The following is an 18736-nucleotide window of genomic DNA, read 5'->3' on the forward strand; positions in this document are numbered from 1 at the left end:
CCGGGATTTTGCCGCCCGAGCGGGCCAGGGTATAAAGGCCACTGGCAACCACCAGCGCGGCCCCGGCCAGGGTGAACCTGTCCGGCAGCTCGCCAAACAGGGCCATGGCAATCGCCAGCGCGAACAACAGCCGCGAATAGCGGAACGGTGTGACCACGGCGATGTCGCCGTTGCGCATGGCCTGCGTCAGCGCATTATAGGCCAGAACCCCCACCAGGCCGGCGGCGAAGAGGGCGGCGAGATGCGGCAGGCGGGGCAGGCGCGTCGGCAGGTCGCCAAAGGGGATCAGCACCGCGCCGGCGAGGCCGAGCACGACAAAGCCCAGCGTGCCCAGCTGGCGCCCGGACATGGACCTGGGGCTGATGCTGGTGGCGAGATCGCGGCCCGCGAAACCCAGCGTCGCCAAGAGCGCAAAGATCGAACTGGCCTCGAAACTGGCCGGCGTGGGTTTCAGGATCAGCAGTACGCCGAGAAAGCCGATACCCATGGCGATCCAGCGCCGCGCGCCGACATGTGCGCCGAGAAACAGCACCGCGCCCAGGGTCACCATCAGGGGCGCAGATTGCAGGATCGCCGAGGTGCTGGACAGCGGCGTGAAGGCCAGCGCCAGGGCAAAGAACAGCCGCCCCGCCAGTTCGAAAGCCGAGCGCAACAGCATCGGGCGCGACAGGATGGCAGGGTGGAAGACCGGCTCTTTGGCCAGGACGGACAGCGCGATGAAGATCGTCAGCCCGGTGAGCGCGAAGACCAGCAGCGCCGGGCCCACCGGGATCGCGGTGGTGGCGTATTTGAACAGGGCGTCTTCGACGGCAAAGGCCGCCATCGACAGCACCATGGCAAGGCTGCCGCGCAGGTTGGGGGACACTAGCCCTTGCCTTCGAGCCGCGCCAGCAGCATGCGCGCAGCGGCCTGCTCGGCCTGGCGTTTGGAGCCGGCGGTGGCCTCTTCGCTCTTGCCGTTCTCCAGCGTGACGGCGACGGTGAAGACCGGGGCGTGGTCGGGGCCCGCGCGCCTGACGATCTCGTAGCTTGGCGGTTTCTGGCGCCGCGCCTGGGCCCATTCCTGCAGGCTGGTCTTGGGGTCGCGGGCGTCGGCCTCGACCTTGTGCACCCGCTCGCCCCAGAGCCGCACCACCAGATCCTTGGCGGTCTCGAAGCCGGCATCGAGATAGACGGCGGCGATCACCGCCTCCATCGCGTCGCCCAGCAGCGCCTGTTTGCGGCGTCCACCCGACAGCATCTCGGAGCGCCCCAGTTTCAGCGCGTCGCCCAGCGCGATCTCGCGGGCGACATCGGCGCAGGCCTCCTTGCGCACCAGGGCGTTGAACCGCGGCGCCAGCTGGCCCTCGCTGGCCGTCTTGTCCTGGGCCAGCAGGGCCTCGGCCATGACCAGACCGAGCACCCGGTCGCCGAGAAACTCGAGCCGCTGGTTGTCGCCGCGGGTCGGGGTCGACATCGAGGAATGGGTGACCGCGCGCACCAAGAGCTCGGGCCGGGAAAACTCGTGGCCAATCCGCGCCTGAAGCGCCTTCAGTTCGGCAGAGAGCTTCACTTCACCGCCTTGAAGAAACGGTCACCGCGCCAGGTCCAGAAGAAGAACATCGAGCGGCCCGCAGACGAGAACATGATGCGGTCGGCGCGGCCGATGAGGTTTTCGAAGGGCACGAAACCGACCCCGCGCGCGATCCGCGGCATCCGGCTGTCGGTGGAATTGTCGCGGTTGTCGCCCATGAAGAAATAATGCCCCGCCGGCACCGTGAAGACGCCGGTATTGTCCGAGGCCTGGCGGCCGATGTTGAGAATGCCATGGCTGACCCCGCCGGGCAGGGTCTCGATCTGGCGCGACTTGATACAGGTGCCGCCATCGCCGACCGGGCCGTTCTCGCAGCGCGGCCGCAGGCCCTGCGGCCCCTGCGGGCCGGCGGTTTCCTCGAAGACGCCGCCATCTTTCAGCGCCACCGGGGCGCCGTTGATATGCAGGACGCCGCTCTTCATCTGCACCGTCTCGCCGGGCAGCGCCACCAGCCGCTTGATATAGTCCAGCCCGGTGGCCGGGTGGCGGAACACCACCACGTCGCCGCGCTCGGGCTCGGAACCGAACAGCCGGGTGTTGTCGCCGTCAAAGACGCCGCAGAGGTCCTTGGCGTCGATGTTGACGCCGAACTGCGGCAGCCGCACCGAGGGGCAGGAGGCATAGGAATAGCCATAGGCCATCTTGTTGACGAACAGGAAATCGCCGATCAGCAGCGTGTCCTTCATCGAGCCCGAGGGAATCCAGAAGGGCTGAAAGAACACCGAGCGGAACACGCCGGCGATCAGCAGCGCCCAGAAGATCGTCTTGATCGTCTCGACGAAGCCGTTTTGTTTCTTGCCGTCTCTTGCCATGGTCATGCCTCGGAGCCTCGTTGTTTGATGCGCTACATGTCCTGCGCGACGGGCGGAGTCAAGCCGCGCCCCCGGTCACCAGCGGGCGCGCCTCGATCACCACGAAGGCCTGCGCCCAGGGGTGATCGTCGGTCAGGGTGACATGGATGATCGCCTCGTGGCCTTCGGGCGTCATCTCTTGCAGCCGCCGCGCCGCCCAGCCCGTCACCTGCATCACCGGCTGGCCGGTCTTCAGGTTCGACACCGACATGTCCTTCCAGCTGATCCCCATGCGCAGGCCGGTGCCCAGCGCCTTCGAACAGGCCTCTTTCGCGGCCCAGCGCTTGGCATAGGTGCCCACCGTGTCGCGGCGGCGCTCGGCCTTGGCCTGTTCGGTCTCGGTGAAGACGCGGTTGCGAAACCGGTCGCCGAACCGCTCGAGGGTGTTTTCGATACGGTCGATATTGGCCAGGTCGGTGCCGATTCCGAGGATCATTGCCTTGCTTTCGATTGTGGCTTTCGATTGTGCCCAGCCTTCTGCGCCGATCTGCGGCGCACCGGCAAGGGGCTTGGCCGCGCTCAGGCGCGGTTGTCGCTGCCGGTGTTGCGCGCCGCGTCCATCAGGCGCCGCATTTCGCCGATTGCCGGTCCGAGCCCGGCAAAGATCGCCTCGCCGATCAGGAAGTGGCCGATATTGAGCTCCATCACCTCGGGGAAGGCGGCGATCGGCTGCACCGTGTCATAGGTCAGCCCGTGCCCGGCATGCACCTCGAGCCCCAGCGAATGGGCAAAGCCGGCCATCTCGCGCAGGCGCGCCAGCTCGGCGTCGCGGTCGTCCAAGCGCCCCTCGGCGTGGAAGTCGCAATAGGCGCCGGTGTGCAGCTCGACCACCTCGGCGCCGATGCGATGCGCCGCCTCGATCTGCTTCCGGTCGGCGGCGATGAAGATCGACACCCGGCAGCCGGCCTCGCGCAGCGGGGCGATGAAATGCGCCAGCCGGTTTTCCTCGCGCGAGACCTCGAGCCCGCCCTCGGTGGTGCGTTCCTCGCGTTTTTCGGGCACGATGCAGACCGCGTGCGGCCGGTGGCGCAGGGCGATTGCCTGCATTTCGGGGGTGGCCGCCATCTCGAAATTCAGCGGCACCCGCAGCGCCGCCATCAGCGCGTCGATATCGGCGTCCATGATGTGGCGCCGGTCTTCGCGCAGATGCGCTGTGATGCCGTCGGCCCCGGCCTCTTCGGCCAGCCGGGCGGCCCGCACCGGGTCGGGATAGGCGCCGCCGCGCGCATTGCGCACCGTCGCCACGTGGTCGATGTTCACCCCAAGACGCAGCATGCTCGTCGTTCTCCTGTCAGTTCCGGGTTGGACCCTAGAGCGCCGGCCGGCGGCTGAAAACCGCTTTTTCGCCGGGCGCCCCCCGATCACCGGGTTTCGCCGTCGCTTCCGGGATCAGAGGCCGCCAGCCGGGCCTTGTCCTTGGCGGCGGTTACCTTCTTGCGGAACCGGGCCGAGCGGCGCTTCTGATAGGCGCGGATCACCGGCACGCTGAGGTAATAGCAGACCGTCGCGGTGATGATCCCCGGCAGGATGCTGCCCACCAGATAGGGAAAGAACACCTCGTCATAGAACACCGCCAGACCGTGCCAGTCCATCTCGCGGCTGTCCGAGAACAGCGCGATCAGGTTGTACCACAGGTCGGTGCCGGCATCGGCGAACTTGCTGGCCAGCGACTGCCTGTCGCCCTCTTCGAACTCGGTGCCAAGAAGGAAATGCCCGGTCTTCAGCGAGGCAACGCCGATCGGGACATAGGTCAGCGGGTTGCCGAAAAAGGTGCTGAGCAGCGCCGCCAGCAGATTGCCGTTGATGATCCGCGAGATCAGCGCCGCAATGACGAAATGCAGCCCGTAGAAGGGCGAGAAACAGGTGAAGACCCCGGCCCAGATGCCGCGGGCGATGAATTCGGGGGTGCCGGGCAGTCGCCGCAGCCGGTGCCGGACATAGTGAAAGGCCCGCCGCCAGCCGCCCTTGGGATAGATTCCGTCGGCGACGATCTGCAAAAGGCTTCTCTTGTCCCGACGTTTGAACACCACTTCAGTGGTTCCTTCACCTAAGCTTTGGCGGACGACCGTGCCCTTGACGGGTCCCGTGACCTTTCTATCTGCGCCACGTCGCTCTCGGCGGCCAGCGCCAGCAACAGCGAATGCAGGTGCTCGGTGTCGCGCAGTTCGACCATGATTTGCAGCCTGTAGTAGTCCGGTTTCCTGTCCACGAATTCAAGGTCAGAAATATTGGCCTTGTGCTCTCCGATCAATGTGCAAATACGTCCCAGCACGCCGGCATCGTTGCCGATGGTCAGATCGAGGGTCACATCGAAGTCGGCCTTGTGCTTGCCGGCCTGCCAATGCAGGTCCAGCCAGCGCCCCGGCTGGTCCTCGTAGTCGGGCAGCACGTCGCAGTCGATGGCGTGCACCACCACGCCCTTGCCGCGATAGGTGATGCCGACGATCCGCTCGCCGGGCAACGGCTGGCAACAGGGCGCGCGGTGAAAGCTCTGACCGGGTTCGAGACCGATCACCGCCCGCTCCGGGCGCACCTCGTCGCTTTCGTCGGGCGCCAGATCGGGGAACACCACCTGCACCACGTCATGGGTGGTGATCTCGGCGCTGCCGAGCCGCGCCAGAAGCTCGGTGGAATCCTTCAGCCGCAACTGCGTGGCGGCGATGTCCAGCACCCGGTCGGTCGATTTCTTGCCGACGTTCTCGAAGGCCACCCGCGCCAGTTCGCGGCCCAGCTTGACAAAGCGTTCGCGGTCCAGCTCGCGCAGGGCGCGGCGGATCGCGGTCTTGGCCTTGCCGGTGGTGGCGATGTCGAGCCATGTCGCCTGCGGCATCTGGCCCTCGGCGGTGATGATCTCGATCGACTGGCCGTTCTTGATCCGGGTCCACAGCGGCACCCGCATGTGGTCGACCTTGGCGCCGACACAGGCATTGCCGATCCGGGTGTGGATGGCATAGGCGAAATCCAGCGGCGTCGCGCCGCGCGGCAGCTTGACCACGTCGCCCTTGGGCGAAAAGCAGAACACCTGATCCGAATACATCTCGAGCTTGACCGCTTCGAGAAACTCGTCGTGATCGTCCTCGGCGTTGAACTGTTCGCTGAGCGAGCTGATCCATTTCACCGGATCGACGGCAAAGGGGTTCTCGCCGCGCACCCCGTCCTTGTAGGACCAATGCGCCGCGACCCCGGTTTCGGCCACATCATGCATCTGCTGGGTGCGGATCTGCACCTCGACCCGCTTGCCGTCGCGCCCCGACACCGTGGTGTGGATCGAACGATAGCCGTTCGACTTGGGCTGGCTGATATAGTCCTTGAACCGTCCCGGCACCGCGCGCCAGCGCTGGTGGATCGCCCCCAGCACCCGGTAGCAGTCGTTCTCGTCGCGGGTGATGATGCGGAACCCGTAGATGTCCGACAGCCGGCTGAACCCCTGTTCCTTCTGCTGCATCTTGCGCCAGATCGAATAGGGTTTCTTGGCGCGGCCCACCACCTTGGCGTCGATGCCGGCCTTTTCCAGCTCGTGGCGCATGTCGTCGGTGATGCGCCCGATGACGTCGCCGGTCTCTTTCTGAAGCGTGATAAAGCGGCGCATGATCGAGGCCCGGCCATCCGGGTTCAGCACCTTGAACGCCAGATCCTCCAGCTCGTCGCGCATCCACTGCATGCCCATGCGCCCGGCCAGCGGCGCATAGATGTCCATGGTCTCGCGCGCCTTGATCTGCTGCTTCTCGGGGCGCATCGCCTTGATGGTGCGCATGTTGTGCAGACGGTCGGCCAGTTTGACCAGAATCACCCGCAGGTCACGCGACATGGCCATGAACAGCTTGCGGAAGTTCTCGGCCTGCTTGGTCTCGGTCGAGCTGAGCTGGAGATTGGTCAGCTTGGTCACGCCGTCGACCAGCATCGCCACCTCGTCGCCGAACCGCCGCGCCACCTCGGAATACGAGGCCTTGGTGTCCTCGATCGTGTCGTGCAAGAGCGCGGTGATGATGGTGGCATCGTCGAGATGCTGCTCGGTCAGAATCCGCGCGACGTCGATCGGATGCGAGAAATAGGGCTCGCCCGAATGGCGGAACTGCCCTTCGTGCATGTCGCGCCCGAAGTCATAGGCGGCGCGGATCAATGCCTCGTTGGTCTTGGGGTTGTAGGCGCGGACAAGGTCCACAAGGTCGTCTGCAGGAAACATCTGCGCCTACTCGCTTTCCCGAGGGGCTCAGCCTTGGCCCTGCGCTTCCATCAGGGCGCGCAGCAGCTTTTCTTCCGACATGTCGTCTTCGACCGGGGCATCCGATTCTGCCCCCATCAGCAGCGCCATGCGGTCTTCTTCGGGCTCGTCGACCTCGATCTGGGTCTGGTTCGACTCGATCAGCCGCTCGCGAAGCGCGTCGGCGGTCTGGGTCTCTTCGGCGATCTCGCGCAGGCTGACGACCGGGTTCTTGTCGTTGTCGCGCTCGACAGTCAGCGGCGCACCGGCCGAGATTTCCCGCGCCCGATGCGAGGCGAGCATCACCAGCTCAAAGCGGTTCGGAACCTTGTCGACGCAATCTTCAACTGTGACGCGGGCCATGGGGCACTCCATTCTGTCAGGATGGGATCGGAAGATGTGTATCTAAAAGGCTTTGCCCCCATTGACAAGCGCTGAATCACAGCGGTTGCACCGCTTTTCGCGCGCTTTCCGGCAAAGCGGCGAGCATTTGGCCGACCGTCGCCCCGCTGACCGGGTGTCGCCAGTCCGGCGCGATCTCGTTCAGCGGCACCAGGACAAAGGCCCGGTCCTGCAAGCGCGGGTGCGGCAGAATCAGCTGTTCGGGGGCTTCCTTGCTCTGCCGCTCGGGCGGCAGGTCGCGCCAATGGGCATAGGTCGCCGCATCCGGCAGCACCAGCCCCGCGCCGTCCCCCGCGCCGCCAATGAGGTCGATGTCCAGCGTCCGCCCGGCCCAGCGGCTCGAACGTGCGCGACCGAAGCCGGCCTCGACCTCGTGCAGGGCCGCAAGCAGGTCTTCGGGGGGCAGCGCGCTTTCCACCATGGCCGCCGCGTTTACATAATCGGGTCCGGCCCCGGCCGGAAAACAGGGGGAATGATAAAGCCGACTCGCCCGCAGAAGCGTCACGCCGACGTCGGTCCGAGTCGCGGATTTGTCATTTTTGACGCCGCTTAGCGTCAAAAAGGCGCGATTCAGCGTCACGTCTGGCGGGCCGACCTCGGAAGGGAGATTTCCGCCCAGCGCTAACATCCAGATTCTAATCATCTTTTCTTATCCTCGCCGCAACTGAAGCGTATTTGATCGCTGTTTCCCTTGAAGGGGGGCTGTTTTTCCTTACCCTAGAGGGTCTGAGCCGCCCAATATTATTACACTCACGGACCATTACCGGGCGGGTCAGAATCAGGAAGGACAATCTATGTTTTACAAAGACGAACGGCTGGCGCTGTTCATCGATGGTTCGAATCTGTACGCGGCTGCCAAGTCGCTGGGGTTTGACATCGACTACAAGCTGCTTCGGCAGGAATTCATGCGGCGTGGGAAGTTGTTGCGTGCATTCTATTATACGGCGCTGTTGGAAAACGACGAATATTCACCGATCCGCCCGCTGGTGGACTGGCTGCATTACAACGGCTTCACCATGGTGACCAAACCGGCCAAGGAGTACATCGACTCCCAGGGCCGTCGCAAGGTCAAGGGCAACATGGACATCGAGCTGGCGGTCAACGCGATGGAGCTGGCACCGCATGTCGATCATATCGTGCTGTTTTCCGGAGATGGGGATTTCCGGCCGCTGGTGGAAAGCCTTCAGCGTCAGGGCGTGCGGGTCTCGGTGGTCTCGACCATCCGCAGCCAGCCGCCGATGATTTCCGATGAGCTGCGCCGCCAGGCCGACAATTTCATCGAACTCGACGGGCTGCGCGACGTGATCGGACGCCCCCCGCGCGAGCCGATGGGCGATCGCGACCGCGAAGCCGAGTATTCGGCCAAGTAACCGGACGCCGGGGTAGGGGGCCCTGGCATCCGAGTCATGAAACGCCGCCGGACGTTGTCCGGGCGGTGTTTTGGCATGTCTTTCCTGGCATGTGATCGGCGCCACCGCCGCCGCCTGCCGGGTTGCCCTGCACCGCGCAAAGCCTTACCTCTGTGCGCAGACCACAGGACGCGTACAGGACCCGCCCATGCCCAAACCTTCGCTGACCATCTACCTCGCGGCCCCGCGCGGCTTCTGCGCCGGCGTCGACCGGGCCATCAAGATCGTCGAGATGGCGCTCGAGAAATGGGGCGCGCCGGTCTATGTCCGCCACGAGATCGTGCACAACAAGTTCGTCGTCGACGGGCTGCGCGCCAAGGGGGCGGTCTTTGTCGAAGAGCTTGGCGACTGCCCCGACGACCGGCCGGTGATCTTCTCGGCCCATGGGGTGGCCAAATCGGTGCCGGCCGAGGCCGAGCGCCGCGAGATGGTCTATGTCGATGCCACCTGCCCGCTGGTCAGCAAGGTCCATATCGAGGCCGAGCGTCATTCCGAGGCGGGTTTGCAGATCATCATGATCGGCCATGCCGGCCACCCCGAAACCATCGGCACCATGGGCCAGCTGCCCGAGGGCGAAGTGCTGCTGGTCGAGACCGAGGCCGATGTCGCCAGCATCGCGGTGCGCGACCCGGAAAAGCTGGCTTTCGTCACCCAGACCACGCTTTCGGTCGATGACACCATCGGCATCGTCGCGGCGCTGCAGGCGCGCTTTCCGGCCATTGTCGGCCCGCACAAGGAAGACATCTGCTATGCCACCACCAACCGCCAGGAAGCGGTCAAGGAAATGGCGCCGCGGGTCGATGCCCTGCTGGTGGTCGGGGCGCCGAACTCGTCGAATTCGCGGCGGCTGGTCGAGGTCGGTGCCAACAACGGCTGCGCCTATTCGCAGCTGGTGCAGCGCGCCGAAGACATCGACTGGCGGGCGCTCGAAGGGGTCAAGGGGCTGGCCATCACCGCCGGCGCCTCGGCGCCCGAAGTGCTGGTTAACGAGGTGATCGATGCCTTCCGCAGCCGCTATGACGTCACCGTCGAAACCGTCGAGACCGCCATCGAGCGGGTCAATTTCAAGGTGCCGCGCATCCTGCGCGAGGCACGCCAAGAGGCCTGACATGCTGTCTGCTCAATTCCTCGTCACCGCGCTGGTGGTGGTGATCGCGCCCGGAACCGGGGTCATCTATACCCTGGCCATGGGGCTCGGGCAGGGGCGGCGCGCGGCGCTCTGGGCGGCGCTGGGCTGCACCTTTGGCATCGTGCCCAGCCTCGCCGCCGCGACCCTCGGGCTGGCGGCGGTGCTGCATACCTCGGCGCTCTTGTTCACCGTGATGAAATTCGCCGGCGTGGCCTATCTGCTCTACCTGGCCTGGCAGGCGCTGCGCTCCGGCGGCACGCTGGCGGTGGCCGCCGACGGGCGCGCCCAGCCGGGGCTTGCCATCGCCCGGCGCGCGGCGCTGATCAACATCCTGAACCCCAAGCTTTCGGTGTTCTTTCTGGCGCTGCTGCCGCCGTTTCTTTCCGGCAACCCGGCCACCGCCACTGTCGAGATGACCCTGCTTGGCGCGGTCTTCATGGCGCTGACCTTCGGCGTCTTCGTGATCTACGGCCTCTTTGCCGCCAGGGCGCGCGACCTGCTGCTGGGCAGCGCCCGTGCCATGCGCTGGCTCAATCGCGGCTTTGCCGCCATCTTCGTCGCCCTGGCCGGCCGCCTGGCCGAAGAGCCCGCATGACCCTGTCCGAAATGCCCACCGCCACCCGACCCGAGAGCGCCGCCATGACCGACCTTTTCGCCTATACCGACGGCGCCTGTTCCGGCAACCCCGGCCCCGGCGGCTGGGGGGTTCTGCTGCGCGCCATGCGGGGGGGCGCCATCGTCAAACAGCGCGAGCTATGCGGCGGCGAGGCACAGACGACCAACAACCAGATGGAGCTGATGGCCGCCATCATGGCCTTGGAAACGCTGGAAAAACCCAGCACCATCACCGTCGTCACCGACAGCGCCTATGTCAAGAACGGGGTCACCGGCTGGATTTTCGGCTGGAAGAAGAACGGCTGGCGGACCTCGAACAAGAAGCCGGTGAAGAACGTCGAACTGTGGCAGCGGCTGGACGCCGCCCAGGCCCGCCACAGGGTGACCTGGCAATGGGTCAAGGGCCATGCCGGCCACCCCGAGAACGAAAAGGCCGACGAGCTGGCGCGCGCCGGCATGGCGCCCTTCAAGCGCTGAGCCCGGCCCCCGTCCGCGTCAGGCCCGCGTCAGGCCCGCGTCAGGCCGGCGGCGTCTCTGCGGCCTCTGCGGACTCTGAGGTCTTGGAGACGGTGGCCAGAAAACTGTCGAACTGCCCGCTGCGCCGCGCCTTGCGCGCCATCTTGCGCGCCCATGCCAGCGCCAGTTCATGGTGTTCGCGCAGTATCTTGTCGCTTGCCAGCAGCCGGTCGCGATAGGCCTGCGCCGCCTCGAAGTTCTCGGCCAGCCTGCGGTCCTCGACGTCGTTCTTGTCGAAGCGGTTCCAATAGGACATTTCGATCTGGTCGAACTGGTGATTGGCCCGGCCGCGCTGTTTCTTGTTGAGAAACCCGTCCAGCGAGCGCAGCGCATAATGGTTGAGCTGCGCCGCCTCGTAACCGTAGGTCTCATAGACGAACAGCGCCTTCTCGACCTCTTCATCGCTAAAGGCCCGCCCGTCGGGCAGCACCCATCTGACCGGTTCGTGGCCTTTGGCCAGGAACGGACGGTGCACCCCCATGCGGGCGAATTTCTCGGGATCGTTGCGGAACAGGGTCTTGAAGAACCGGTTCTCGTCGGGCGCGCCGGCGACCGGCTGGGCGCGGGTGAACTCGACCGGCACCGGGGCGCCGCTGATCGCCTCGACCCCGGCATTGCCAAAGATCCGCCACGGGAACGAGATCGCGTCAGCGCCGGGATGGGCCGCGATCAGCGCCCCGAGGCTGCCGTCGCCCAGCCGGATGTCGAGATATTCGTCGACATCCACCACCAGCAGCCAGTCGGCCTGGCGCACCGCCGGTTCATGCTCGGCCCACATCAGCGCGCTCTTGTGCGGGCCGCGCCGCATGACCCGGCTGAAGCGGTGCTGCACCTCGCCCATGCAGTTGAGACGCCGCAGGATATGGTCGGTGGGGTCCGACACGTCGTTGGTAAAGACCACGATCTCGCTGGCGCCGATGGTCTTGTAGTGGGCCACCCAGTCGAGGATATAGGCGCCTTCGTCCTTCATCGTCGTGACCACGGTGACCCGGGGGGCGCCGGTCGCGCCGACTTGGGTTTCTGATCCGGAATTCGCCACCTGTGCCATGCCTTGTCGCTGCTCGGGCGGGGCGTTTCCCCCGCTTTTTATGGGCCGAGTGTAGCGGCCCCGGCGCAGATCGTAAACGGATTTGGCCCGGCGCGGGCGGGGCGCGGCTAGCGGCGGAAATGGGTCGGCACGATGATCAGCGCGCCGACCGAGGACAGGATGGCGTTCAGACCCGGGCTGCCGAAACCGATGTTGAACATGCGGCTGACCATGAAGAACAGAAAGGCGCCGCCAAGGCAGATGATGATCGACGGCACATAGCCGTTGCGGGTAAAGCCCGAGCGCTCCGAGGCATAGCCGATGATGCCGGCGATGACCATGGTGCCGAAGAAGGTGAAGAACATGGGCGCCCCCTACAAGACCGTGCCCGGCGCCACCGCAAAGCCGCGCTGGAAAGTTCCGGCATCCTGCGCCCCCTTGCCCGCCCTTTGCAAGCGCAACAGCTGCACCGCGCCCGCGCCGCAGGCCACGGTCAGCGCGTCGTCCAGCACCGTGCCCGGCGCGCCCTGCCCATCGACCACCCGCGAGGCCAAGAGCTTGACGCGCTGGCCGCCGATCTCGCACCAGGCGCCGGGAAAGGGCGACAGGCCGCGAATCTTGCGGTCGATCTCGGCGGCGGGCCGGGTCCAGTCGATCCTTGCCTCGCCCTTGTCGATCTTGTGGGCATAGGTGACGCCGGCTTCGGGCTGCGGTTCCGGCGCGAGCCGGTCAAGGTCGCGCAGCGCGGCGACGATGGCCTCGGCGCCGATCCCGCTCAGCCGGTCATGCAGTTCGGCGGTGGTTTCCTGCGCCCCGATCGGGGTCGCGCGGCGCAGCAGCACCGGCCCGGTGTCCAGCCCGGCCTCCATCTGCATGATGCAGACCCCGGTTTCCGCGTCGCCGGCCATGATCGCGCGGTGGATCGGCGCCGCCCCGCGCCAGCGCGGCAGCAGCGAGGCATGGATGTTGAGACAGCCCCGGCGCGGCGCGTCCAGCACCGCCTGCGGCAGGATCAGCCCATAGGCCACCACCACCGCGACATCGGCCCCCAGCGCCGCCAGCGCGGCCTGTTCCTCGGCCCCCTTCAGCGAGATCGGGTGGCGCACCCCGAGCCCCAGCTCCAGCGCCCGCGCATGGACCGGGGTCGGGCGCAGTTTCTTGCCGCGTCCCGCCGGGCGCGGCGGCTGGCAATAGACGGCGGCGATCTCGTGGCCGGCGTCCACCAGCGCGTCCAGCACCGGGACCGAAAACTCGGGCGTTCCCATGAATACGATGCGCATCGCTTCTCCTTTTCCGGTTGCCCCGGCGTGCGGCCAAGCCCCGCCGCCCCTATCCGAGCTTGCGGGCCTTTTTCAGCAGCATCTCGCGCTTGGTGCGGCTCAGGTGGTCGAAATACATCCGGCCATTGATATGGTCGATCTGGTGCTGCACGCTGGTCGCCCAGAGGCCGACGAGATCCTTGCGGGTGATGACCCCGTTTTCATCCATGTAGCGCACCGTCACCGCGCGCGGGCGGCTGATCACCGCCGAGACGCCGGGCAGGTTGGGGCTGGCCTCGTCATGGTCGCGCAGCTGCACGCTGGCATGCAGGATCTCGGGGTTGGCCATGCGCAGCGCCTTGCCGCGCTCGGTGCTGGCATCGACCACCACCAGCCGCTGCATGACCCCGATCTGGTTGGCCCCCATGCCGACCCCCGGCATCGCCTCCATGGTGTCGATGAGATCCGCCCAGACCGCGCGCACCTCGTCGGTGATCTCGGCCACGTCCTCGGCCGGGCTGCGCAGGCGCCGGTCGGGCCATGGAATGCACCGGCGCACGGTCATCGCCGGGCTCCGGCGGGGGCGGTCTTGCGACGGCAGGGCGGGCAGGCGGCCGGGCGCGGCGCGGGCAGGGCGCTCATCCGCGGGCCCGTTCGCGTTTCAGCTTGGCCGACTTGCGGGTGATCATCTGGCGCCGCATCGCCCCCAGATGATCGATGAACAGCTTGCCGTTCAAATGGTCGATCTCGTGCTGCACGCAGGTCGCCCAGAGCCCGTCGAAATCCTTTTCCCGCGGGGTGCCGGTCTCGTCGATCCAGCCGATCCGCACCTCGGCGGGCCGCGTCACCTCGGCGAATTGCTCGGGGATCGACAGGCAGCCCTCTTCATAGGTGTTCAGCGCATCCGAGGCGGCCAGCACCTCGGGGTTGAACATCACCACGGGCTGCGGGTCGTCCTCCTTGGCGCAATCCATCACGATCAGCCGCTCCAGCACCCCCACCTGGGGCGCGGCAAGGCCGATGCCGGGCGCGTCATACATGGTTTCAAGCATGTCCTGCGCCAGATCACGCAGCCGGTCCGACAGGTCGGGCACGGGCGCGCAGAGTTTTTTCAGACGCGGGTCGGGATGGATCAGAATGGTCTTCAGCATGGTCTTCATCTAGGACAAGCCTGCGGCCAGTGCAACGCCCCGCGCGAACAACGCCCCCTTGTGCACGGCGAAAAATGCGCTAGCGTCGGCCGGCATCGCAGCATGGGGCAGAAGACATGAATTTCGACGAGATCATCGACCGGCACGGCACCAAGTCCTCGAAATGGGACCTGATGGAAAAAGCCTTCGGCGTGCCGGCCAAAGACGGTCTGGCGATGTGGGTCGCGGATATGGATTTCCGCGCACCGGAGTTCCTTCAGGAGGCCATGCGGGGCCTGATCGACAAGGCCAACTACGGCTATTTCTGCGGTGTCGAAGACCTTTACCAGGCCGTCGGCTGGTGGATGCAGACCCGCCACGGCTGGGCCATCGACCCCGACTGGATCACCACCACCTACGGGCTTGGCAACGCCATCGCCATGGCGCTTCAGACCTATACCGACCCCGGCGACACCGTGGTCACCTTCACCCCGGTCTACCACGAGTTCGAGGTCAAGATCGCCAAGACCGGTCGCGTCAACCTGCAACTGCCGCTGAGCCGGCAGGACGACGGCACCTATGCGATGGATTTCGACGCCTACGAGGCGCAGATGACCGGGGCCGAGAAGATGCTGATCATCTCGTCGCCGCACAACCCCGCCGGCCGGGTCTGGACCACGGCCGAACTGGGCCAGATCGCCGATTTCTGCATCCGCCACGACCTGCTGCTGATTTCGGACGAGATCCACTGCGATCTGGTGCTGCCCGGCCACCGCCACGTCCCGATGCATGTCGCCGCGCCGCAGATCGAAGACCGGCTGCTGATGATGACCTCGGCCTCCAAGACCTTCAACATCGCCGGGGCGCGGCTGGGCTGCGTCATCATCCCCGATGCCGATCTGCGCAGCCGCTATCAGGCCTTTCACCGCGGGCTGGACATGAACCCCAACCTGCTGGGGGTCGAGCTGACCCGCGCCGCCTATTGCCCGGAGGGCGCCGACTGGGTCGATGCGCTGACCGCCTATCTGGCCGGCAATGCGGCGCTGTTCAACGCGCGGGTTTCAGAGATCCCGGGGGTCAGCGCGATGCCGATGCAGTCGACCTATCTTGCCTGGGTCGATTTCGCCGGCGCCGGCATGGGGCGCGAAGAGCTTCACGACCGGATCTACAAACGGGCCCGTATCGCCGCCACGCCGGGGCATACGCTGGGCAAGGGCGGGGAAAGCTTCATGCGTTTCAACGTGGCGATGCCGCGCGCCAATATCGAACTGGCCTGCGATCGTCTCGCCGAGGCCTTTGCCGACCTGCAATAGGATGATCGGCCGCGGAGGACCGGGGCCGGGCTACCGCACCGGGGCGTCGCCTCAGGTCTGCACCCCGATCAGCGCCACCGGGCGGTTGGCGCCGCGATAGAAATCGGCCGGTGGGGCCTCGGCCGCCGGGGTGGCGCGTTTGAAGTCATAATGCATCAGGTCGCCCTCCTGTTCCGAGGCGACGATCAGACATTGCATCAGGTGACGCCCGCCATCGTAGAGATCGACCAGCCCGCGCAGATGCGCGGCATCGCTGGCGGCCAGCGAAAACCCGGTGTCGAAAAACGCCAGCACCCGGAATGAATGCCCGTCCGCCTCGACCCGCATGCGGCTGCTCTGCCGCAGGCTCCGCCTGCGCGCCGCGTCCAGCCCGTCCTGAATCTCCTTTGGCAAATAAGTCGACATCTTGGGTCACTCCGTTCCTGTGTCCAGCGTTCGCCGCAAGTCTATCCCGGTCAAGCCTCGCTTTTGTGACAGGGCGGGATCTGTGCGAAGATGCGCAACTCCTTTGCGCGGTGTTGCGTTTTCATCGCAGTTCGCCGGGCCTAGCTTGAGCCATGAGACACAGACAGGAGAGCCGACAATGGGTCATATGATCGACGGAAACTGGCGTGACGAACCGCTTGTCGCGGCCTCGAAGGACGGAAAGTTCCGGCGCTCGCAATCGCAGTTCCGCAACTGGATCACCGCCGACGGCAGCCCCGGCCCGACGGGCACGGGCGGCTTTGCCGCCGAAAGCGGACGCTATCATCTCTATGTCTCCCACGCCTGCCCATGGGCCCACCGCACCCTGATCTTCCGCGCTCTCAAGGGGCTGGACGAGCACATCCCGGTCTCGGTCGTGCACCCCGACATGCTGGGTCAGGGCTGGACCTTCGAGACCGACGGGCAGGGCGCCACCGGCGACCGTCTCTACGGGCTCGACTTTGCCCATCAGGTCTATGCCCGCGCCGATCCGGGCTATTCGGGGCGGGTCACGGTGCCGATCCTCTGGGACCGGCAGCACCAGACCATCGTCTCCAACGAAAGTTCAGAGATCATCCGCATGTTCAATTCGGCTTTCGACGGGCTGACCGGCAACCGCGACGATTACTGGCCCGAGGATCTGCGCGCCGCCATCGCGCCGGTCAACGACCGCATCTACGACACCGTCAACAACGGCGTCTACAAGGCCGGTTTCGCCACCACGCAGGCCGCCTATGACGCGGCGGTGCATCCGCTGTTCGACAGCCTCGACTGGCTCGAACGGCGTCTCGGCCAGCAGCGCTACCTGATGGGCGCGCGCCTGACCGAGGCCGACTGGCGCCTGTTCACCACCCTGATCCGCTTCGATCCGGTCTATCACCTGCATTTCAAGTGCAACCGCAGGCGGCTGATCGACCATGCCAACCTCTGGGCCTATACGCGCGAGCTGTATCAGATGCCGGGCATCGCCGAGACCGTGAACATGGCCCATATCGTGCGCCACTATCACTACAGTCACGACAGCATCAATCCGCACCGCATCCTGCCGATCAACCCGGTGCTCGACTACCACGCGCCGCACGGAAGGGGCTGAGGGCGCGCCGGTCGCCGCGCGGGGGCCGCAGGCGCTTGCCATTCAGGGCAAATTCCGTTTCAAGGTTGGCACCCGAAACCGGAGCCCCTGATGCCCTCTACTCCCCGTGACCACGGCGGCGGCCTGGACGCCGCGATGGAGACCTACGGCGGCGACCGCGCCGACTGGCTCGATCTTTCCACCGGCATCAACCCGGTGCCCTATCCGCTGCCCGAGATCCCCGGCCACGCCTGGGAGGCGCTGCCCGACCGCAATGCGCAGCAGGCGCTGCTCGACGCGGCAAGGGCCTTCTGGAAGGTGCCCGAGGGGGCCGCGATCCTCGCCGCCCATGGCGCCTCGGCGGTGATCGCCCGCCTGCCGCTGCTGGCCGCACCCGGCCCGGTCGACATCCCGGCGCCGACCTACAACGAACACGCCGCGGCCTTCGCCGCGCAGGGCTGGACCGAGGCCGCCGCCGGTGCCGCGGCCCGGGTGCTGGTCCATCCCAACAACCCCACCGGCCGGCTGTGGTCGCGCGACGACCTCGACGCGCCGCTGGTGGTGATCGACGAAAGCTTCTGCGACGTCACCCCCGAGGCCAGCCTGGTCGATGCCGCCGCCACCCCCGGCCGGGTGGTGCTGAAAAGCTTCGGCAAGTTCTGGGGCCTGGCCGGGCTGCGGCTCGGCTTTGCCATCGCCGCCCCCGACACCATCGCCCGCCTCGGCGAGCTGACCGGCCCATGGGCGGTCTCCGGCCCGGCGCTCCATGTCGGCACCTGTGCCCTGCGCGACCCGGACTGGGCCGCCGCCACCCGGGCGCGGCTGGCCGGCGACGGCGCCCGGCTCGACGCGCTGGTGACGGGCCGCGGGGCGAAGCTGGCCGGCGGCACCGATCTTTTCCGCCTCTACGAGGTCGATGACGCCGCCGCCTGGCAGGCGCGGCTGGCGCAGCGCCATGTCTGGTCGCGCATCTTCCCCTATTCCCGGCATTACCTGCGGCTCGGCCTGCCGGCCCCCGGCGGCTGGGACCAGCTCGAGGCGGCGCTGTGAGCAGCGCCGCGATCCTGCTGCTGGCGATGCTTCTCGACGCCGCGCTGGGCGAGCCGCGCTGGCTGTGGTCGCGGCTGCCGCATCCGGCGGTGCTGATGGGGCGGCTGATCGGCGCCGCCGACCGGCGCTTCAATGCCGGTGCGGGGCGCAGGGCGCGCGGCATCGCGCTGGTGGTGGTGCTGGTGGTGTCGATGCTGCTGCTCGGCAAGCTGATCGCCGCCTTCGGCTGGCTGCCGCAGGTGCTGATCGGCGCGGTACTGCTGGCCCAGCGTTCGCTGGTCGACCACGTGCAGGCGGTCGGCGATGCCCTGCGCCTGTCGCTTGGCGACGGGCGCCGCGCCGTGGCGCGGATCGTCAGCCGCGACACCGACGGGATGCAAGCCGATGCCGTGGCCCGCTCGGCGATCGAATCGGCGGCCGAGAACCTTTCGGACGGGGTGATCGCGCCCGCCTTCTGGCTGCTGGTCGGCGGGCTGCCGGGGCTGCTGGTCTACAAGATCGTCAACACCGCCGACAGCATGATCGGCTATCGCACGCCGCGCCACGAGGCCTTTGGCTGGGCGGCGGCGCGGCTCGACGATGTGCTGAACTGGGTGCCGGCCCGGCTCACCGCGCTGCTGATCGCGCTCGGCCATTTCGGCCTTGGCCACTGGCCCGAGATCCGCCGCGACGCCGCCCGGCACCGCTCGCCCAACGCCGGCTGGCCCGAGGCCGCCATGGCCCGC

23 protein-coding genes are annotated in these 18736 nt (G+C 66.8%); 8 read left to right on the forward strand and 15 right to left on the reverse strand.

What is annotated here, in order from left to right; genetic code table 11:
- From ABZD10_RS04780 to folK, 9 genes are all read right to left on the reverse strand, one after another.
- The coding region (locus tag ABZD10_RS04780) for a DMT family transporter (RefSeq protein ID WP_372884971.1) at window positions 1-865 on the reverse strand (865 nt) is incomplete at its 3' end.
- Complete coding sequence (rnc, locus tag ABZD10_RS04785; protein ID WP_372884972.1) at window positions 865-1551, reverse strand: ribonuclease III; 687 nt, start codon at window positions 1549-1551, stop codon at window positions 865-867. The genes rnc and ABZD10_RS04780, both read right to left, overlap by 1 nt.
- Window positions 1548-2384: a signal peptidase I gene (gene lepB, locus ABZD10_RS04790; RefSeq protein WP_372884999.1), complete on the reverse strand. Its 837-nt coding sequence runs from the start codon at window positions 2382-2384 to the stop codon at window positions 1548-1550. Before lepB ends, rnc begins: the two co-directional genes overlap by 4 nt.
- A 58-nt stretch (window positions 2385-2442) precedes the next feature.
- Window positions 2443-2859, reverse strand: coding sequence for a holo-ACP synthase (acpS, locus tag ABZD10_RS04795; protein ID WP_372884973.1), 417 nt, complete (start codon window positions 2857-2859; stop codon window positions 2443-2445).
- Window positions 2860-2942: 83 nt separating this feature from the next.
- Window positions 2943-3698 carry a pyridoxine 5'-phosphate synthase gene (locus ABZD10_RS04800; protein WP_372884975.1) on the reverse strand — a complete coding sequence of 252 codons (756 nt, stop codon included), beginning with the start codon at window positions 3696-3698 and terminating at the stop codon, window positions 2943-2945.
- An 86-nt stretch (window positions 3699-3784) separates the two neighbouring features.
- Window positions 3785-4453 (reverse strand): DUF2062 domain-containing protein, encoded by a 669-nt coding sequence (locus ABZD10_RS04805; RefSeq protein WP_372884976.1) that lies wholly within the window; start codon window positions 4451-4453, stop codon window positions 3785-3787.
- A gap of 17 nt (window positions 4454-4470) precedes the next feature.
- The gene (locus ABZD10_RS04810) at window positions 4471-6606 is read right to left on the reverse strand and encodes a bifunctional (p)ppGpp synthetase/guanosine-3',5'-bis(diphosphate) 3'-pyrophosphohydrolase (RefSeq protein WP_372884977.1); all 2136 of its coding nucleotides are present in this window, start codon (window positions 6604-6606) and stop codon (window positions 4471-4473) included.
- Between the two features lie 27 nt (window positions 6607-6633).
- Window positions 6634-6987, reverse strand: coding sequence for a DNA-directed RNA polymerase subunit omega (gene rpoZ / locus ABZD10_RS04815; RefSeq protein WP_372884979.1), 354 nt, complete (start codon window positions 6985-6987; stop codon window positions 6634-6636).
- Between the two features lie 76 nt (window positions 6988-7063).
- Window positions 7064-7669 carry a 2-amino-4-hydroxy-6-hydroxymethyldihydropteridine diphosphokinase gene (gene folK / locus ABZD10_RS04820; protein WP_372884980.1) on the reverse strand — a complete coding sequence of 202 codons (606 nt, stop codon included), beginning with the start codon at window positions 7667-7669 and terminating at the stop codon, window positions 7064-7066.
- Window positions 7670-7820: 151 nt separating this feature from the next.
- Between folK and ABZD10_RS04825 the strand changes: the two genes are divergently transcribed.
- From ABZD10_RS04825 to rnhA, 4 genes are all read left to right on the forward strand, one after another.
- Complete coding sequence (locus ABZD10_RS04825) at window positions 7821-8396, forward strand: NYN domain-containing protein (protein WP_372884981.1); 576 nt, start codon at window positions 7821-7823, stop codon at window positions 8394-8396.
- A 187-nt stretch (window positions 8397-8583) separates the two neighbouring features.
- A complete protein-coding gene (ispH, locus tag ABZD10_RS04830; RefSeq protein ID WP_372884983.1) occupies window positions 8584-9543 on the forward strand; it encodes a 4-hydroxy-3-methylbut-2-enyl diphosphate reductase in 960 nt (319 codons plus the stop codon).
- Window position 9544: 1 nt separating this feature from the next.
- Entirely contained in the window at window positions 9545-10159 is a 615-nt protein-coding gene (locus ABZD10_RS04835; RefSeq protein WP_372884984.1) for a LysE family translocator, read from the forward strand.
- Window positions 10160-10203: 44 nt separating this feature from the next.
- Window positions 10204-10656 carry a ribonuclease HI gene (gene rnhA / locus ABZD10_RS04840; protein ID WP_372885000.1) on the forward strand — a complete coding sequence of 151 codons (453 nt, stop codon included), beginning with the start codon at window positions 10204-10206 and terminating at the stop codon, window positions 10654-10656.
- A 40-nt stretch (window positions 10657-10696) separates the two neighbouring features.
- Here the strand turns inward: rnhA and ABZD10_RS04845 are convergent, their stop codons facing one another.
- From ABZD10_RS04845 to def (ABZD10_RS04865), 5 genes are all read right to left on the reverse strand, one after another.
- On the reverse strand, window positions 10697-11743 hold the full coding sequence (locus tag ABZD10_RS04845) for a glycosyltransferase family 2 protein (protein ID WP_372884985.1): 1047 nt from the start codon (window positions 11741-11743) through the stop codon (window positions 10697-10699).
- 107 nt (window positions 11744-11850) lie between these two features.
- A complete protein-coding gene (locus ABZD10_RS04850) occupies window positions 11851-12087 on the reverse strand; it encodes a hypothetical protein (RefSeq protein ID WP_372884987.1) in 237 nt (78 codons plus the stop codon).
- A gap of 9 nt (window positions 12088-12096) precedes the next feature.
- Window positions 12097-13002 carry a methionyl-tRNA formyltransferase gene (fmt, locus tag ABZD10_RS04855; protein ID WP_372884989.1) on the reverse strand — a complete coding sequence of 302 codons (906 nt, stop codon included), beginning with the start codon at window positions 13000-13002 and terminating at the stop codon, window positions 12097-12099.
- A 49-nt stretch (window positions 13003-13051) separates the two neighbouring features.
- Window positions 13052-13546, reverse strand: a complete 495-nt coding sequence (gene def / locus ABZD10_RS04860) for a peptide deformylase (protein WP_372884991.1) — start codon at window positions 13544-13546, stop codon at window positions 13052-13054.
- A 73-nt stretch (window positions 13547-13619) separates the two neighbouring features.
- Window positions 13620-14132: a peptide deformylase gene (gene def, locus ABZD10_RS04865; RefSeq protein WP_372884992.1), complete on the reverse strand. Its 513-nt coding sequence runs from the start codon at window positions 14130-14132 to the stop codon at window positions 13620-13622.
- A 116-nt stretch (window positions 14133-14248) separates the two neighbouring features.
- Here def (ABZD10_RS04865) and ABZD10_RS04870 point away from each other — a divergent pair, with 116 nt between their 5' ends.
- Window positions 14249-15424, forward strand: a complete 1176-nt coding sequence (locus ABZD10_RS04870; RefSeq protein ID WP_372884994.1) for a MalY/PatB family protein — start codon at window positions 14249-14251, stop codon at window positions 15422-15424.
- Window positions 15425-15475: 51 nt separating this feature from the next.
- Here ABZD10_RS04870 and ABZD10_RS04875 read toward each other — a convergent pair whose 3' ends face one another.
- Window positions 15476-15829, reverse strand: coding sequence for a hypothetical protein (locus tag ABZD10_RS04875; protein ID WP_372884995.1), 354 nt, complete (start codon window positions 15827-15829; stop codon window positions 15476-15478).
- Window positions 15830-16007: 178 nt separating this feature from the next.
- On the opposite strand from ABZD10_RS04875, the gene ABZD10_RS04880 reads away from it, so the two are divergent.
- The 3 genes from ABZD10_RS04880 to cbiB form a co-directional block, all read left to right on the forward strand.
- On the forward strand, window positions 16008-16982 hold the full coding sequence (locus ABZD10_RS04880) for a glutathione S-transferase family protein (protein WP_372884996.1): 975 nt from the start codon (window positions 16008-16010) through the stop codon (window positions 16980-16982).
- Between the two features lie 90 nt (window positions 16983-17072).
- A complete protein-coding gene (locus ABZD10_RS04885) occupies window positions 17073-18011 on the forward strand; it encodes a threonine-phosphate decarboxylase (protein WP_372884997.1) in 939 nt (312 codons plus the stop codon).
- A partial coding sequence (gene cbiB / locus ABZD10_RS04890) for an adenosylcobinamide-phosphate synthase CbiB (protein ID WP_372884998.1) occupies window positions 18008-18736 on the forward strand: 729 nt, incomplete at its 3' end. The genes ABZD10_RS04885 and cbiB, both read left to right, overlap by 4 nt.

Source organism: Shimia sp. (genome assembly GCF_041624275.1).
Taxonomy (GTDB): Bacteria; Pseudomonadota; Alphaproteobacteria; order Rhodobacterales; family Rhodobacteraceae; genus Shimia.

Bases quoted from the DNA above. Each gene is read 5' to 3' on its own strand.
- ABZD10_RS04800 (WP_372884975.1), bottom strand. From the start codon at position 3,698: ATGCTGCGTCTTGGGGTGAACATCGACCACGTGGCGACGGTGCGCAAT.
- ABZD10_RS04835 (WP_372884984.1), top strand. From the start codon at position 9,545: ATGCTGTCTGCTCAATTCCTCGTCACCGCGCTGGTGGTGGTGATCGCG.
- ABZD10_RS04845 (WP_372884985.1), bottom strand. From the start codon at position 11,743: ATGGCACAGGTGGCGAATTCCGGATCAGAAACCCAAGTCGGCGCGACC.
- ABZD10_RS04870 (WP_372884994.1), top strand. From the start codon at position 14,249: ATGAATTTCGACGAGATCATCGACCGGCACGGCACCAAGTCCTCGAAA.
- def (WP_372884991.1), bottom strand. From the start codon at position 13,546: ATGACCGTGCGCCGGTGCATTCCATGGCCCGACCGGCGCCTGCGCAGC.
- lepB (WP_372884999.1), bottom strand. From the start codon at position 2,384: ATGGCAAGAGACGGCAAGAAACAAAACGGCTTCGTCGAGACGATCAAG.
- ABZD10_RS04810 (WP_372884977.1), bottom strand. From the start codon at position 6,606: ATGTTTCCTGCAGACGACCTTGTGGACCTTGTCCGCGCCTACAACCCC.
- rnhA (WP_372885000.1), top strand. From the start codon at position 10,204: ATGACCGACCTTTTCGCCTATACCGACGGCGCCTGTTCCGGCAACCCC.
- folK (WP_372884980.1), bottom strand. From the start codon at position 7,669: ATGATTAGAATCTGGATGTTAGCGCTGGGCGGAAATCTCCCTTCCGAG.
- ABZD10_RS04875 (WP_372884995.1), bottom strand. From the start codon at position 15,829: ATGTCGACTTATTTGCCAAAGGAGATTCAGGACGGGCTGGACGCGGCG.
- acpS (WP_372884973.1), bottom strand. From the start codon at position 2,859: ATGATCCTCGGAATCGGCACCGACCTGGCCAATATCGACCGTATCGAA.
- fmt (WP_372884989.1), bottom strand. From the start codon at position 13,002: ATGCGCATCGTATTCATGGGAACGCCCGAGTTTTCGGTCCCGGTGCTG.
- ABZD10_RS04885 (WP_372884997.1), top strand. From the start codon at position 17,073: ATGCCCTCTACTCCCCGTGACCACGGCGGCGGCCTGGACGCCGCGATG.
- def (WP_372884992.1), bottom strand. From the start codon at position 14,132: ATGCTGAAGACCATTCTGATCCATCCCGACCCGCGTCTGAAAAAACTC.
- rpoZ (WP_372884979.1), bottom strand. From the start codon at position 6,987: ATGGCCCGCGTCACAGTTGAAGATTGCGTCGACAAGGTTCCGAACCGC.
- ABZD10_RS04880 (WP_372884996.1), top strand. From the start codon at position 16,008: ATGGGTCATATGATCGACGGAAACTGGCGTGACGAACCGCTTGTCGCG.
- ABZD10_RS04850 (WP_372884987.1), bottom strand. From the start codon at position 12,087: ATGTTCTTCACCTTCTTCGGCACCATGGTCATCGCCGGCATCATCGGC.
- ABZD10_RS04825 (WP_372884981.1), top strand. From the start codon at position 7,821: ATGTTTTACAAAGACGAACGGCTGGCGCTGTTCATCGATGGTTCGAAT.
- ispH (WP_372884983.1), top strand. From the start codon at position 8,584: ATGCCCAAACCTTCGCTGACCATCTACCTCGCGGCCCCGCGCGGCTTC.